General features: G+C 64.8%; 12 protein-coding genes. 3 read left to right on the forward strand and 9 right to left on the reverse strand.

Translation table 11 applies throughout. The annotated features are described in order from the left end of the window. Position 1 precedes the first annotated feature (1 nt). Positions 2 to 1108 carry an aminoglycoside phosphotransferase family protein gene (locus ACEN8I_RS12460; protein WP_413328777.1) on the reverse strand — a complete coding sequence of 369 codons (1107 nt, stop codon included), beginning with the start codon at positions 1106 to 1108 and terminating at the stop codon, positions 2 to 4. A 117-nt stretch (positions 1109 to 1225) separates the two neighbouring features. On the opposite strand from ACEN8I_RS12460, the gene ACEN8I_RS12465 reads away from it, so the two are divergent. The 3 genes from ACEN8I_RS12465 to rsmA all read left to right on the forward strand — a co-directional run bounded on the left by ACEN8I_RS12465 (position 1226) and on the right by rsmA (position 5974). Further along, positions 1226 to 3685: an LPS-assembly protein LptD gene (locus tag ACEN8I_RS12465; RefSeq protein WP_413328778.1), complete on the forward strand. Its 2460-nt coding sequence runs from the start codon at positions 1226 to 1228 to the stop codon at positions 3683 to 3685. Further along, the gene (locus tag ACEN8I_RS12470) at positions 3678 to 5081 is read left to right on the forward strand and encodes a peptidylprolyl isomerase (protein ID WP_413328779.1); all 1404 of its coding nucleotides are present in this window, start codon (positions 3678 to 3680) and stop codon (positions 5079 to 5081) included. Before ACEN8I_RS12465 ends, ACEN8I_RS12470 begins: the two co-directional genes overlap by 8 nt. 122 nt (positions 5082 to 5203) lie before the next feature. Beyond that, positions 5204 to 5974: a 16S rRNA (adenine(1518)-N(6)/adenine(1519)-N(6))-dimethyltransferase RsmA gene (rsmA, locus tag ACEN8I_RS12475; RefSeq protein ID WP_413328780.1), complete on the forward strand. Its 771-nt coding sequence runs from the start codon at positions 5204 to 5206 to the stop codon at positions 5972 to 5974. A 241-nt stretch (positions 5975 to 6215) separates the two neighbouring features. Here rsmA and ACEN8I_RS12480 read toward each other — a convergent pair whose 3' ends face one another. The 8 genes from ACEN8I_RS12480 to ACEN8I_RS12515 all read right to left on the reverse strand — a co-directional run bounded on the left by ACEN8I_RS12480 (position 6216) and on the right by ACEN8I_RS12515 (position 14505). Continuing rightward, positions 6216 to 6665 carry a barstar family protein gene (locus ACEN8I_RS12480; RefSeq protein ID WP_413328781.1) on the reverse strand — a complete coding sequence of 150 codons (450 nt, stop codon included), beginning with the start codon at positions 6663 to 6665 and terminating at the stop codon, positions 6216 to 6218. Positions 6666 to 6718: 53 nt separating this feature from the next. Then, on the reverse strand, positions 6719 to 7096 hold the full coding sequence (locus ACEN8I_RS12485) for a ribonuclease domain-containing protein (RefSeq protein ID WP_139201092.1): 378 nt from the start codon (positions 7094 to 7096) through the stop codon (positions 6719 to 6721). Positions 7097 to 7312: 216 nt separating this feature from the next. Then, positions 7313 to 9631: an NADP-dependent malic enzyme gene (locus tag ACEN8I_RS12490; protein WP_413328782.1), complete on the reverse strand. Its 2319-nt coding sequence runs from the start codon at positions 9629 to 9631 to the stop codon at positions 7313 to 7315. 245 nt (positions 9632 to 9876) lie between these two features. Further along, the gene (locus tag ACEN8I_RS12495) at positions 9877 to 10593 is read right to left on the reverse strand and encodes an ABC transporter ATP-binding protein (RefSeq protein WP_413328783.1); all 717 of its coding nucleotides are present in this window, start codon (positions 10591 to 10593) and stop codon (positions 9877 to 9879) included. Further along, complete coding sequence (locus ACEN8I_RS12500; RefSeq protein ID WP_413328784.1) at positions 10586 to 11362, reverse strand: ABC transporter ATP-binding protein; 777 nt, start codon at positions 11360 to 11362, stop codon at positions 10586 to 10588. The genes ACEN8I_RS12495 and ACEN8I_RS12500 overlap by 8 nt, the downstream gene beginning before the upstream one ends. Continuing rightward, on the reverse strand, positions 11359 to 12330 hold the full coding sequence (locus ACEN8I_RS12505; protein WP_413328785.1) for a branched-chain amino acid ABC transporter permease: 972 nt from the start codon (positions 12328 to 12330) through the stop codon (positions 11359 to 11361). Before ACEN8I_RS12505 ends, ACEN8I_RS12500 begins: the two co-directional genes overlap by 4 nt. 1 nt (position 12331) lies before the next feature. Next, positions 12332 to 13204 (reverse strand): branched-chain amino acid ABC transporter permease, encoded by an 873-nt coding sequence (locus tag ACEN8I_RS12510; RefSeq protein ID WP_413328786.1) that lies wholly within the window; start codon positions 13202 to 13204, stop codon positions 12332 to 12334. A 128-nt stretch (positions 13205 to 13332) separates the two neighbouring features. Continuing rightward, on the reverse strand, positions 13333 to 14505 hold the full coding sequence (locus tag ACEN8I_RS12515) for an ABC transporter substrate-binding protein (RefSeq protein WP_413328788.1): 1173 nt from the start codon (positions 14503 to 14505) through the stop codon (positions 13333 to 13335). Between the last annotated feature and the right edge of the window lie 191 nt (positions 14506 to 14696).

Genomic DNA, 14696 nt, shown 5'->3' on the forward strand with positions numbered 1-14696 from the left:
CTTAAAACGTGTAGCCCACGCGGGTCTCATTGCCTTCGATCTCATCGAGCAGCACCATCAGCGGGCCCAGCTGCCGGTAGCGCGCGGCGGTGTTGCGCGCGTATTTGATGAAGCGCGGGGTGTCGGCCAGGTACTTGGGCTTGCCGTCGCGCAGCGTGAGGCGCGCAAAAATACCCAGAATCTTGAGGTGGCGCTGCAGGCCCATCCACTCGACGGCCCGGTAAAACTCGCCGAAATCGTCACCGACAGGCAGGCCCGCCTTGCGGGCCTTCTGCCAGTAGCGCACGGTGATGTCGAGTACAAAATCCTCTTCCCAGCTGAGGAAGGCATCGCGCATCAGGCTGGCGATGTCATAGGTGATGGGGCCGTAGACCGCGTCCTGGAAGTCCAGCACGCCGAGCGGCGGCGCATCCGTGGGGGCTGTTGACGACCCATCCGGAATCATCAGATTGCGGGGCATGAAGTCACGGTGCACGAAAACGCGTGCGCCGTCCAGCGAGTTGAGGTTGCTGGCTTTGATCTGTGCGAACAGGACGTCGAGTTTGCCCTGCAGGCCGGTGTCCAGCGCGAGGCCGCGGTGTTTGGCGACATACCAATCCGGAAACAGCGAAAGTTCACGCGACAGCAGCGCGTCGTCATAAGGAGGAAGCACACCGGGCTGCGATGCGAGCTGCCAGCGGATCAAGGCCTCCACTGCATCCATATACAAGTCGTAGTGCGCAGGCGTCGGGCTGGCAATGGCGTCAACGGCGGCGGGCGGCGCGATCACTTCCATCATGGTCCGCGCGCCCAGGTCGCTCAGCAGCATGAAACCCAGGGGCTCGTCCCATGCGAGCACGCGCGGCGCATTCAGGCCGGCGTCCGCCATCAGGCCGGCGATCTTGACAAAGGGTTTGCAGTCCTCCTGCGCGGGCGGCGCATCCATGATGATGCAGCTGCTCCCGCCCGATGCAGCGTCCACCCTGAAATAGCGGCGAAAGCTCGCATCAGCGGAGGCCGGCCTCAGTGTGTTGGCTTGCAGGTGGTGCTGGCGGGCGGTGGCGGCCAGCCATTGCTCGAAGGCGGCGGCGCGTGCCGGATCGGCCCAGGCGATGAACGGTGCGGTCATGCTTGCGAAGCCTTCGCCGGGCGCGCGGCCGGGCTCGGGTTCGGCATTGTGGGGAGGGGATGGAGGGTCATGGATAATCAGGCCTGATTTTACAAACGGGTTTATCTCACATAAACGATGCGCCGCGCATCCCCCTCGCCTTTTATTCTCTCCCCGGTAGCTCTTGCTGTCTCCAGGCTGGCTGTGTTTTGCGCCACGCTGGGGATGACTGTTGCCGGGACGGCGCACGCCCAGGCGGTGCCGTCGCCGGCCGCGAGCGGAACGTCCGCCGCCGCACCGGCGGAGACGGCGGAATCCGGTGGCGGGTTAAGGCTCAAGCCCACGCCCAGGCTGGCCGAGGAAGTCTCCAGCGACCCGCAGGACCGCGGCCCCACCTTTGTCTTCGGTGACCGCGTGTCGGGCCGCCCCGACCTGGAGACGGTGATCGACGGCAATGCGGAGCTGCGCCGCGGAGCCACCGCCATACGCGCCGACCGCATCGAGTATTACCAACCCGACGACCAGCTCAAAAGCCGTGGCAATGTCCGCATCAACCGGGCCGGCAACCGCTTTGAAGGCCCGGAACTGGAACTCAAGCTGGACCGATTCGAGGGCTTTTTCACCACGCCGGGCTACCGTTTCCTGAGTAACGGCGGCAACGGCCGGGCGGAGCGGGTCGACTTCCTTGATGAAAACCACCTGACGGCCCAGCGTGCCAGCTACACCACCTGCGAGCGCAACGACGAAGCGAGCTGGCAGCCGGCCTGGGTGCTGCGCGCCAGCAGCTTTGAGTTCGACCTGGAAACCGAGGTCGGCGTGGCCCGGGGGGCCGTCGTCCGCTTCAAGGATGTGCCCATCCTGGCTTTTCCCAAGTTCAGCTTTCCGCTGAGCGACAAGCGCAAGTCGGGCCTGCTGCCGCCCAGCATCAGCATGGGCTCGACCGACGGATTCGAGTTTCGCCAACCCTACTACTTCGACATAGCGCCCAACCGGGACGCGACCTTTTCCCCGGCGATCATGACCAAGCGGGGCATAGACCTGGCCGGCGAGTTCCGCTACCTGGAGCCCACCTACAACGGCCAGCTGCGTGCAAACTACCTGCCGAACGACAAATTGCGCGACCGGGACCGCTGGTCCTATGGCTACCAGCATACCGGCACCATCAATACCGGCTTTCCGTCCATCGGCAACCTTGGGCTCAATCTCAACCTGAACCGGGTCAGCGACAACGACTATTGGCGCGATTTTCCGGCAGGACTGGGAGCGACCACCCAGCGACTGCTGTCGCAGGATGCCACCCTGTCCTGGAGCCGAGGCTTCTTTACCACCTCCTTGCGCACCTTGAAGTGGCAGACGCTGCAGGACGTGACCTCGCCTATCGTTCCGCCCTACGACCGGCTTCCGCAGCTCACGGCCAGCTACACCCGGGTGGATGCCCCGCTGGGCGGCCTGGGCAACGGGTTTGACTGGTCCATCGAGGGCGACTACACGCGGTTTTCCGCCGACCGGACCCTGACGAACCAACCCAATAGCAACCGGGCCTACACCAAGCTGCAGGTCAGCCGTCCCTGGCTGTCATCGTCCGGCTTTATCACGCCCAAGGTGCAGCTGCACGCCACCAGCTACCAGTTCGACGCGCCGCTGCTGGCCGACGGCGCGCGCTCGGCCTCGCGTGTCGTCCCGACCTTCAGCCTGGACAGCGGCCTGCAGTTTGAGCGCCAGGCCAGCTTCCTGGGCCGCAGCTTTACCCAGACGCTGGAGCCGCGGGCCTTTTACGTGCGCACGCCCTTTCGCGACCAGAGCCGGCTGCCGAACTACGATTCCGGCCTTAACGACTTCAATTTCGCGACGGTGTTCACCGAGAACGCCTTTGTCGGCAATGACCGCATTTCCGACGCGAATCTGCTGACCCTGGGCGTGACCTCGCGCCTGCTGGACCCCGCGACCGGCGCCGAGGCCGTGCGCGTGGGCATTGCGCAGCGCCTGCGCTTTGAGGACCAGCGGGTGACGCTGCCCGGCGCGCTGCCGGTCACCGACCGCATCAGCGATATTCTGGTCGGCGCATCTGTCAACTGGGTGCCGCAGTGGTCTTTCGACAGCACGGTGCAGTACAACCCCAAGACCCGGCAGTCCGAGCGCGCCTCTTTCGGCGTGCGCTACAACCCTAGCAACTACCGTGTCATCAGCGCCGCGTTCCGGCGCCAGCGCAATGTCAGCGAGCAGATCGACGTGGGCTGGCAATGGCCCATCAATGACCTGTGGGGCGACAGGGGCAAGGACCTGGGTGCCGGGCAAGGCCAGGGCGGCGGGCGCTACTACGCGGTCGGCCGACTCAATTACAGCGTGCTGGACAAGCGGCTGGTCGATTCCATCATCGGCGTCGAGTACGACGGATGCTGCTGGATAGGCCGCGTCGTCCTGCAGCGTTCGCAGACCGGCACGGGCACTTCGGATACCCGGATCATGTTCCAGCTGGAGTTGGTGGGTTTCTCCCGCATAGGCGCCAACCCCCTGGAAACCCTCAAGTCAAATGTCCCGCGCTACCAGTACCTGCGTGAGAAAATCGAGGCTCCAAGCCGCTTTACCACTTATGACTAATCACCGCTTTGTTCCAGAATTTTTCTCGGCCCTGCCGCGCCTCGCCGGGACAGCGCTCGCGCTTGCCATGCTGTTGACGGCGCAGGCGCAAGCACAGGGGCTCAGGCCGTCCGCGCCCCTGCGCCTGTCGTCCGACCCGGCCGCGCGGGCCACGGCCGGTCAGCGCCAGGCCGATTTCATCGTCGCGGTGGTGAATTCCGAGCCCATCACCAACAGCGAGGTCCGCCTCAAGCTGATACGCACCGAACAGCAAATCCTCCAGCAGGGCACGGCGCTGCCGCCGCGCAGCGAACTGGTGGTGCAGGTCCTGGAGCGCATGATCAGCGACAAGGCGCAGCTGCAGCTGGCGCGCGCTTCCGGTGTCCGGATCGATGAAAGTGCGATCCAGGCCGCGGTCCAGAGCGTCGCGACCCAGAACCAGATCAGCGTGGACGAGTTGCGCAGCCGTCTGAAGGCGGACGGCATCGACTACACGCAGTTCCGCTCGGAAGTGCGTGACGAGCTTCTGGTGGGCCGCCTGCGCCAGCGCGAACTCGAGTCGCGCGTCACCGTGACCGAGCAGGAGGTCGACCAGTTCCTGCGCGACCAGGACGGCGGGGCCGCCGACGCTTCCGCCCTGACCCTGAACCTGGGCGAAATCCTGGTGGCGGTGCCCGAGAACGCTACGCCCGAGCAGGTCGCGGCGCTGCAGGCCCGGGCCCAGCAGGTGCTTGACCGTGCCCGCGCGGGCGGTGATTTCACCGCGCTGGCCGCCGAGTTCTCCGCTTCCGCCACGCGCGCGACCGGCGGCCAGATGGGCCTGCGCACCGCCGACCGCTATCCCCCGCTTTTTGTGGAGGCCACCAAAAACCTGCAAACCGGTGGACTGGCGGGCCCGGTGCGAAGCGGCGCTGGCTTTCACATCCTCAAGGTGATTGAAAAGCGCCAGGGCGGCATGCCTGGCGCGACCGTGACGCAGACCCATGCCCGGCACATCCTGCTGCGGTTGAACCCCAAAATGACGGAAGCCGCTGCGACCGAAAAACTCGCTGAATTCAAAAAGCGCATCCAGGCCGGGCAAGCCGATTTTGCCGCCCTCGCCCGCGAGAACAGCGATGACGGCTCGGCCAAGGAAGGCGGCGACCTGGGCTGGGCCAGCCCCGGCATGTTTGTGCCCGAGTTCGAAAAAGTCATGAACAGCCTGGCGCCCAACCAGGTGTCCGATCCGCTGGTGTCGCGTTTCGGCGTGCACATCATCCAGGTATTGGAGCGCCGCGACACCCAGCTCTCGCTGCGCGACCAACGCGAGATCGCGCGCAACGTGCTGCGCGAGAAGAAGCAGAACGAAGCCTACGCACTCTGGGCCCAGGAGGTCCGCGGTCGCGCGTATGTGGAGTACCGTGAACCGCCGCAATAATGTGGCCCCCACGGTCGCTCACTGCGTGTAGCCCCTGCCCCCCCGAGGGGGCCGCTGCGCCTGCGGTCTGGCAAAGCCAGTCCCGCGGCCCCTGCTGGTTTAAGTTGTAAGGCGGTGATCTTGTGAAACATATCCCGCGCAAGCGTTTTGGCCAGCACTTTCTGACCGACCAGGGCATCATTGAAGGCATAGTCCAGGCTATCGCGCCGCGGCCTGGCCAGGCTGTGGTCGAAATCGGCCCCGGACTGGCGGCGCTGACCCAGCCGCTCGTCGAGCGTCTTGGGAACCTGACTGTGATCGAGCTGGATCGCGACCTGGCCCGGCAGCTGCGTGAGCATCCCCAGCTCAGCGTGGTCGAGTCCGACGTCCTCAAGGTCGACATCCATGCGCTGGCGAGCACCGCCTGCGCGCCGGGGCAAAAACTCAGGGTGGTCGGTAACCTGCCGTACAACATCTCCACACCCATCCTGTTTCACCTGCTGGGCGCCGTGGATGTGATTGAAGACCAGCACTTCATGCTGCAAAAGGAAGTGATAGACCGGATGGTGGCGACGCCCGCCACCGGCGACTACGGCCGGCTCAGTGTGATGCTGCAGTGGCGCTACGCCATGGAAAATGTGCTGTTCGTGCCGCCGCAGAGCTTTGACCCGCCGCCGCGCGTGGACAGCGCGGTGGTGCGCATGGTGCCGTATGCGGTGCCGCCGGTGCTGGACGCCAGGCTGCTCAGCGAGCTGGTGCAGGTGGCTTTCAGCCAGCGCCGCAAGCTGCTGCGCCACACGCTGGGCCAGTGGCTGGCCGAGCGCGGTTTTGGCGGCAGCTTCGACGTACAGCGCCGTGCCGAGGAAGTGCCGGTGGCCGAATACGTGGCGCTGGTGCAGGCGCTGCAAGCCTGAAGGCCGGTTTTCGGCATAAAAAAGCCCGTCTTTGACGGGCTTTTTTGCGGGCGCCTGCGGCGCCCTTGTCGTTTGCTTCAAGCAGCGGCGAGCCAGTAACCCGCGTTAAACGGGCTGCTCATGCGCAATGCCAGAGGTGACACGTCCACCAGTTTGTCGGTAGGCATGACTTCTTCACCTTCTGCAACTGCTTGCTGGGCCTCATTCGCCCGATCCCCTTGGCCGATGTCTGGGGAGCGGGCTACAGAAAAGAATAGAAGCATCTGAACGGTATCTTTCGATCCGCCCAGTAGTCCGAGGCATCCCGGAAGATGTCGAGCAGTTGCTCGCGCGCTTCCTTGTCGAATTTGGCGTTGGCCGGAATCTGCTCGAGCACGACGATGAAGCCGGGCTGCGGGCCTGATTTGTGGACCAGGTCCGTCATGCAGTCGTACAACGCGTCGAAATTCTTGCCGAAGTGGGCCGGGAAGGTGTATTGCGCCGCAATCATGTCCAGCACGTCCTGCTTGCTCTGGGCATTGCCCAGGTTGGCGTACAGGAAATGCTGGTTCAGATGCGTTGCGGCATCCTGCAGGTCCTGCACCCGGAAGGCGCGTATGGATTGAACGATATTGGGCCGCACGCCGCGCAAGGGCGTTTCACCGTCCTTGCGCACCGGCGTTTCGTTGTCCCGACGAAGTGGTGTATCCATCTCCGCTACTCTTTCTCTGAAGTCAAAAACTCGTAATAACAACCACGGTTCATTTACTGAACGATTCTGCGAAAACTCGCATAGTGGTCGTCGGTGTAATAACAGGCATCCGGGGCGGTGGGTTTCAAGCCGCCACAAACAATGCGCCGGGCTCCCCGGCTGCGTTCATTGGGCGTTCGGACGGTGTATTCGCGGTAGTAACCGCGACGGTTGGCCGGAAGAAGTCGTTCCCGGTTGCCAAACACCACGCCGTCCTTGTCATGCCTGAACGGCCCACCCTGGTAAATCAGCGTCATCATGTCGCGCCCTTGGGGGGGCAATTGGGCCGCTGCAATCGTGCCGACCGGCGCCGGTGAATCCGCGCCCTTGGCCTGCACCACGCTGGGGATTAGCCCGCTCAGGCTGGTTGCCAAGACCAGCAGGCCGGCCATTCTGGCTGCCTGCCGACGTCCCCACCCATTGCGCAACATGAAAAAGAAGCCTTTCCTGAACCCAGGGTTCGCCCGCCGATTTCGGGTTAACCCTTAAATTTCAAGAGAGCTAGTTTGCCGCAAGTGGCTGGAAAACGCAAGTGGCTGCTGAAAATTTAGGCAGTAAAGAAGGGGCTTACTGCTTAAATAAGTTAGTGCTGGCTATCTAATTAAGGCTTATCGGGCCGCGTTGGCGTCCGCTACCGTGAGGGCCGTCATGTTCACGATGCGGCGCACCGTGGCGGTGGCGGTCAGGATGTGCATGGGTTTGTTCGCGCCCAGCAGCACGGGGCCAATGGCGATGTTGCCGCCGGCCGCCGTTTTGAGCAGGTTGTACGAAATATTGGCCGCATCAATATTGGGCAGCACCAGCAGGTTGGCCTCGCCGGCCAGCGTGCTGTTGGGCATGATCAGGCCGCGCGCATCGGCGTCCAGCGCCATGTCGCCATGCATTTCACCGTCGACTTCCAGCCAGGGCGCTTTTTCGCGCAGCAGTTCCAGCGTGCGGCGCATCTTCAGGGCGCTGGGCAGGTTGGAGGAGCCGAAGTTTGAGTGCGACAGCAGGGCTGCCTTGGGCTTGATGCCGAAGCGCATCATTTCCTCGGCCGCCATGGTGGTGATCTCGGCGAGCTGCTCGGCCGTCGGGTCGCAGTTGACGTGCGTGTCGAGCAGGAAGACCTGGCGATTCGGCAGCAGCAGGCCGTTCATGCAGGCATAGGTGTTGACGCCCTCGCGCTTGCCGATGACCTGGTCCAGGTAGTCCAGGTGGTGGGCGGTCGTGCCCCAGGTGCCGCAGATCAGGCCGTCCACGTCGCCCTTGTGCAGCAGCATGCCGGCGATCAGTGTGAGGCGGCGGCGCATCTCGATCTTGGCGATCTGCACGGTGACGCCGCGGCGCTCCATCATGCGGTGGTAGGTCTGCCAGAAGTCGCGGTAGCGATGGTCCTGCTCGACGTTGACCACGTCGTAGTCGAGCTCTTCCTTCAGGCGCAGGCCGAATTTTTCGATGCGCTGGGCGATGATGGCGGGCCGGCCTATCAGCGTCGGCCGTGCCAGGCCCTCGTCCACCACGATCTGGCAGGCGCGCAGCACGCGTTCTTCTTCGCCCTCGGCGTAGGCCACGCGCTTGCGGCTGGCGGCCTTGGCGGCCGCGAAGATCGGTTTCATGACCGTGCCCGAGGCATAGACAAAACTCTGCAGCTTGTCGCGGTAGGCGTTCATGTCCTGGATGGGCCGCAGGGCCACGCCGCTGTCGGCCGCCGCCTGCGCCACCGCGGGCGCGATCTTCATCATGAGGCGCGGGTCAAACGGCTTGGGTATCAGGTATTCGGGACCGAAGGCCAGCTTCTCGCCCACATAGGCGGCCGCCACGACTTCACTTTGCTCTGCCTGCGCGAGTTCGGCGATCGCATGCACGGCCGCGATTTCCATCTCGACGGTGATGGTCGAGGCGCCGGCATCCAGCGCGCCGCGGAAGATATAGGGAAAGCACAGGACGTTGTTGACCTGGTTGGGGTAGTCGGTGCGGCCGGTGGCCATGATGGCGTCGTCGCGCACGGACTTGACGTCCTCGGGCGTGATTTCGGGATTCGGGTTGGCCAGCGCCAGGATGATGGGCTTGGCCGCCATCTTGGCGACCATGTCCTTCTTGAGCACGCCGCCGGCCGACAGTCCGAGGAAGATGTCCGCGCCCGCGATCACGTCGCTGAGCGTGCGCGCGTCGGTCTTCTGCGCGAACTGGATCTTGTCCTCGTCCATCAGTTCGGTGCGGCCTTCATAGACTACGCCGGCCAGGTCGGTCACGAACACGTTTTCACGCTGAATGCCCAGCTTGAGCAGCAGGTTCAGGCAGGCCAGCGCCGCCGCGCCCGCGCCGGAGGTCACCAGCTTGACCTGGCCGGGGCCCTTGCCCACTACCTTGAGCGCATTGAGCACCGCGGCGCCTACCGTGATGGCGGTGCCGTGCTGGTCGTCGTGGAACACCGGGATCTTCATGCGCTTGCGCAGCTCGCGTTCCACATAAAAGCAGTCGGGCGCCTTGATGTCTTCCAGGTTGATGGCGCCGAAGGTCGGCTCCAGCGAGGCGATGATGTCGACCAGCTTCGCCGGGTCTTTTTCGTCGATCTCGATGTCGAACACGTCGACACCGGCGAACTTCTTGAACAGCACGCCCTTGCCTTCCATGACCGGCTTGGAGGCCAGCGGGCCGATGTCGCCCAGGCCCAGCACGGCGGTGCCGTTGGTCACCACGGCCACCAGGTTGCCGCGGCTGGTGTATTTGAAGGCGTTGTTCGGGTCCTTGACGATTTCCTCGCAGGGCGCGGCGACGCCCGGGGAATAGGCCAGGGCCAGGTCGCGCTGGTTGGTCAGCTGCTTGGTCGCTGCGATGGCCACCTTGCCGGGGGTCGGAAACTCGTGGTATTCAAGGGCTGCGCGGCGCAGTTCAGCGCGTTTTTCTTCACGGTCGGCAGGCGTCGCGGCGGTGGGTGTCGGCATCAGCAGGGTCTCCAGCGGGGAACGGTCGGATGACCGTCAATTTCTTGTAAGGGTCTGCGATTGTAGGCCGTTGGAGGGGAAAACCCTAGTAAGTGAATCTACGCAAAAAGGTGGATCGCTTTTGACTTTTCAGCACAGAAAGCCGCGTTGCCGTGAAGCTGGTTCACGATGGCGGCGTGTAGATGCTTTTTGGACGCTGTAAGCGCGAAATACAAAACAGCAAGCCGGGCCGGTCGCCCGGCCGCTCAGCGTGCTACGCCCAGCAAATGGTCCAGGCGCTCGGGCTGCTCGCGCAGCGCCTGGGCCGTGCCCGTGTGCACCACCATGCCGCGGTCCAGCACAACGGCGCTGTCGGAAATCGCCAGGATGGCCTGCGGATGCTGCTCCACGATGATGGCGCTCAGGCCCTCTTCGCGCGTGATGCGGCGTATGGCGCGCAACAGCTCTTCCACGATGATGGGCGCCAGGCCTTCCAGCGGCTCGTCGAGCAGCAGCAGTTTCGGGTTAAGCACCAGCGCCCGGCCCACGGCCAGCATCTGCTGCTCGCCGCCCGACAGCTGCGTGCCCAGGTTGGTCTTGCGCTCGGCCAGGCGCGGGAACATGGCGTACACCCCATCGGGGTTCCACTTGCCCGGCCGCGCCACCGCCGTCAGGTTCTCGTGCACCGTCAGCGACTTGAAGATGTTGCGCTCCTGCGGCACCCAGCCTATGCCGGCCGCTGCGCGTTCGTGCGAGGGCAACTGGTGCAGCGCGACCATGGATGCGCCCGCGCCGAAGGCGATGGCCCCGCCGTGCTGGCGCGTCGCGCCCGCCAGGGTGTTGATCAGCGTGGTCTTGCCGGTGCCGTTGCGGCCCAGCAGCGCGAGCGTCTGGCCCTCACCCAGCGAGAACGAGACCTCGTGCAGCACCACCGCCTCGCCATAGCCGGCGCGCAGTTTGTCGACCTTGAGCAGTTCAGCCATGGACAGCCTCCTCGCCATGGCCCAGATAGACCGCCTTGACCTGGGGGTCGGCCGCGATCTGCTCGGGCGTGCCTTCGGTCAGCAGCGTGCCGTTGACCAGCACCGTCATGGTGGTGGCGAAACTGAACACCAGGTCCATGTCGTGTTCGATCAGCAGCACCGAAACGTCGGCGGGCAGCGCGGCCACAGTTTGCAGCAGCTCCTCGCGCTCGCCGGCCGGCACGCCCGCCACGGGCTCGTCCAGCAGCAGCACGCGCGGTTCGCAGGCCAGCGCCACAGCGATCTCCAGCAGGCGGCGCTTGCCGTAGGCCAGCACGCGGGTCGGCTGGTCCATGACCTCCGTCAGGTGGAACTGTTCCAGCAACTGTTCGCAGCGCTCGGCCACGGCCCGGTTGCGCCCCAGCGGCTGCCACCATTTCGCGCCCAGGCCCACCTGCTGCGACACGGTGAGCGCCAGCGTCTGCAGCGGCGTGAGCGAATCAAAAAGCTGGTTGATCTGGAAGGTGCGCACCATGCCGCGCTTGACGCGCTGGTGCGGCGCCAGCCGCGTGATGTCCTCGCCCTCGAGGAAGATGCGGCCCTCGGTGGGTTGCAGCACGCCCGTCAGCAGGTTGACCAGCGTGGTCTTGCCCGCGCCGTTGGGTCCTATGAGCGCATGGCGCGCGCCGCGCCGCAGGTTCAGGCTCACGTTGTTGGTCGCCGCGATGCCGCCGAAGCGCATCACCAGGCCTTGCGCGGACAACACCGCGTCCTGGACCGGCGCGCTCATGGCCGCCCTCCGCGCTGCGGCAGCCAGGTCCAGGGCCGGACCAGCCGTTCGCGGCCCACCAGCACCAGCACCACCAGGAAAAGGCCTATCCAGAAGGTCCAGTATTGCGGCGTGATGGACGAAAGCGCGTCCTGCATCAGCTTGAACACAATCGCCCCCGCCACGCCGCCGTACAGCCAGCCCACGCCGCCCACCACCAGGATCAGCAGCACATCGGCAGAGCGGTGGAATTCGAACAAATCCAGCGAAGCGAAGCCGGTGGTCTGCGTCAACAGCGCGCCGGCCGCGCCCGCCACACCGGCCGCCACCGTGTAGACCACCGCAAGCCGGGACCCAACCGGTATGCCGATCGCCATGGCGCGCAGGCGGTTGTCGCGTATGGCCTTGAGCGTCGCGCCCAGCGGTGAATGCACCAGGCGGCGCATCAGCACAAACAGGATCAGCAGCACGGTCAGCGAGTAATAGGCGCCGGTGCGGCCTGAGAGGTCGAATTCGAAGCGGCCCAGCAGCGGGCCCATGACCACGCCCTGCAGGCCGTCGGCCCCGCCGGTCAGCCAGTCCAGCTTGTTGGCCAGCTCCAGCAAGATCAGCGCCACGCCTAGCGTCACCATGAGCCGCGTGAGGTCGCTGCCGCGCAGAATGGTCAGCGAACAGACCGCGCCCAGCAGCGTGGCGGTGGTCATGCCCACGGCCAGGCCCAGCAGCGGGTCGGGCATGACCAGCTTGGCGAACAGCGCCGCGGCATAACCGCCTATGCCGAAGAAGGCCGCATGGCCCAGGGAGACGATGCCGGTGTAGCCCAGCACCAGGTCCAGCGATACCGCGAACAGCGCGACGATGGCAATCTCGTTGATGAGGGAGGCATGGCTGGGCATCAGCACCGGCGCGGCGAATGCGACGAGCCAGAGCACCGGCTCCCAGGGTTTCCAGCGGCTGCTCTTGAGCAGCGATGTCTGGGTGTTGCTCATGCTATTTGCCTCCCTTGCGCACAAAGAGGCCCTGCGGCCGCCAGATCAGGATCACGATCATCAGGCTGTAGACGATGAAGGCGCCCAGCTTGGGGATGTAGTACTTGCCTGCCACGTCGGCGATGCCCAGCAGCAGCGCGGCCAGCAGCGGCCCGGTGATCGACGAGGTGCCGCCCACGGCCACCACGATCAGGAAATAAATCATGAACTTGAGCGGAAAGCCCGGGTCCAGGCCCAGCACCTCGGCGCCCAGCGCGCCGCCCAGGCCGGCCAGGCCCGAGCCCACGGCGAAGGTCGAGAGGAACACGATGTTGACGTTGATGCCCAGGCCGGCCGCCACACGCTGGTCGTCCACCGAAGCGCGTAGCCGGCTGCCGAAACGCGTGCTCGCCAGCAGGTACTGCAGGCCCACCGTCAGCGCCGCGCAGACCGCGATGATGAACAGCCGGTAGTGGCCCATGCCCAGCATCCAGGCGCCGCTGCCGATCTCGGTGCGGCCCTTGAGCCATTGCGGCAGCTGCACGATTTGCTGTGTCGAGCCGACAAAATAGTCCACGCTGGCCACCGCCATGAACACCAGGCCGATGGAAAACAGCACCTGGTCCAGGTGCGGCTTGTTGTAAAGCGGCCGGTACAGCGTGCGCTCCAGCACGCCGCCCAGCAGCGCCGAGCCGGCAAAGGCCAGCGGCAGGCACAGCAAAAAGGGCACACCGAAATGCTGCATCAGCAGCACGGTGATGTAGCCGCCGGCCATGGCGAAGGCGCCGTGCGCGAGGTTGATGAAATTCATCAAGCCCATGGTCACCGCCAGGCCCACCGCCAGGATGAACAGCAGCATGCCGTAGGCGATACCGTCAAAAAGAAGGGTCAGCATGCTTTGGCCGGAGGATCAGTGTTTGCTTGAAAGAGGTCCATGCCAGGAACGGCGCGGAACCGGCTTTGCCGGGCCGCAGAGGTTGCCCCCAGCAGGGGGGAGGCGACGCGAAGCGGCGCTTCGGGGGGTTACTTACTCTTGCCGGGATCTTTCACGTCCTTGATCACGTCAAATTCCACGTTGTAAAGCTGGCCGTCCTTTTTCTCGACCTTACGCAGGTAGACGTCCTGCACGATGTCGCGCGTCTGCGCGTCGATGAAGATCTTGCCGCGCGGGCTTTCAAACAGCTGGCCCTTCATGGCCGCGAGCAGCGCGTCGCCGCCGCCCTGGCCCTTGCTGGTTTTGAGCGCCTCATAAATCACGCGCATGCCGTCATAGCCGCCGACGGCCATGAAGTTGGGCCGCAGGCCCTTGTTGGCCTTGGAAAAAGCCTCCACAAACTTCTTGTTTACGGCCGAGGGATGCGCCGCTGAGTAGTGGTGCGAGGTGACCACGCCCAGCGCGCCGTCGCCCATGTCGTTGAGCTGGTCGTCGTCCGTCACGTCACCAGTCGCGATCAGCCGTATGCCGGCCTTGTCCAGGCCGCGCTCGAGGAACTGCTTCATCACCGCCGCACCCGCGCCCGAAGGCACAAAGACGAACAGCGCGTCGGGTTTGTTGTCCCGGACCTTTTGCAGGAAGGGCGCGAAGTCCGGGTTGCGCAGCGGCACGCGCAGCGCGTCGGTCACTTCGCCGCCGTTGAAGGTCAGGCGGTCCTTGAAGAACTTTTCGGCGTCTATGCCGGGGCCGTAATCAGACACCAGCGTGACCACCTTCTTGATGCCGTTCTTGGGTGCCCAGTCGGCCAGCGCGACCGAGACCTGCGGCAAGGTGAAGCTGCTGCGTACGATATAGGGCGAGGCCTGCGTGATGCTGGAGGTCGCCGCCGCCATCACCACCATAGGCGTCTTCGATTGCGTCGCGATGGGCGCGGTGGCCAGGGCCGAGGGCGTGATGCCGAAACCGGCCAGCACATTGACCTTGTCGTTGACCACCAGCTCCTGCGCCAGGCGGCGCGTGGTGTCCGGCAGCGAGGTGTCGTCCTTCACGATCAGCTGTATCTTCTTGCCCGCCACGGTGTCGCCGTTTTGCGCCATGTAAAGCCGCGCGGCCGCCTCGATCTGCCGGCCGGTGGTGGCCTGCTGGCCCGTCATCGGCAGGATCAGGCCTATCTTGAAGGTGTTGTCCTGGGCCAGCACGGGGCCGGCGGCAAGTGTGGCGGCCGCCAGCGCGGCGGCGGTAAGAAAGCTACGTTTTTTCATGTTTGTCTCCTGGTGATTTTTCAATGCTTGCCATTGCGCCCCGGCATGCGGCTGCAAAACGCTGCGAGTCTAGTCTGAGTGCGGTATCTGCACAAATGTTCTTTATGCGAACACCATTGGGTTTTATTCTGTCGCGGGTCATCCCGTGGTTTGGTGCCTGTTCACCGACGTTGCGCGATCATCGCGCGCAT

The organism is Polaromonas sp. CT11-55 (assembly GCF_047303325.1).
GTDB lineage: Bacteria > Pseudomonadota > Gammaproteobacteria > Burkholderiales > Burkholderiaceae_C > Polaromonas.

What these genes read in the sequence shown, in the direction of transcription:
- ACEN8I_RS12460 (WP_413328777.1), bottom strand. Translation starts at nt 1,108, where the DNA reads ATGACCGCACCGTTCATCGCCTGGGCCGATCCGGCACGCGCCGCCGCC.
- ACEN8I_RS12465 (WP_413328778.1), top strand. Translation starts at nt 1,226, where the DNA reads ATGCGCCGCGCATCCCCCTCGCCTTTTATTCTCTCCCCGGTAGCTCTT.
- ACEN8I_RS12470 (WP_413328779.1), top strand. Translation starts at nt 3,678, where the DNA reads ATGACTAATCACCGCTTTGTTCCAGAATTTTTCTCGGCCCTGCCGCGC.
- ACEN8I_RS12480 (WP_413328781.1), bottom strand. Translation starts at nt 6,665, where the DNA reads ATGGATACACCACTTCGTCGGGACAACGAAACGCCGGTGCGCAAGGAC.
- ACEN8I_RS12485 (WP_139201092.1), bottom strand. Translation starts at nt 7,096, where the DNA reads ATGGCCGGCCTGCTGGTCTTGGCAACCAGCCTGAGCGGGCTAATCCCC.
- ACEN8I_RS12490 (WP_413328782.1), bottom strand. Translation starts at nt 9,631, where the DNA reads ATGCCGACACCCACCGCCGCGACGCCTGCCGACCGTGAAGAAAAACGC.
- ACEN8I_RS12495 (WP_413328783.1), bottom strand. Translation starts at nt 10,593, where the DNA reads ATGGCTGAACTGCTCAAGGTCGACAAACTGCGCGCCGGCTATGGCGAG.
- ACEN8I_RS12500 (WP_413328784.1), bottom strand. Translation starts at nt 11,362, where the DNA reads ATGAGCGCGCCGGTCCAGGACGCGGTGTTGTCCGCGCAAGGCCTGGTG.
- ACEN8I_RS12505 (WP_413328785.1), bottom strand. Translation starts at nt 12,330, where the DNA reads ATGAGCAACACCCAGACATCGCTGCTCAAGAGCAGCCGCTGGAAACCC.
- ACEN8I_RS12510 (WP_413328786.1), bottom strand. Translation starts at nt 13,204, where the DNA reads ATGCTGACCCTTCTTTTTGACGGTATCGCCTACGGCATGCTGCTGTTC.
- ACEN8I_RS12515 (WP_413328788.1), bottom strand. Translation starts at nt 14,505, where the DNA reads ATGAAAAAACGTAGCTTTCTTACCGCCGCCGCGCTGGCGGCCGCCACA.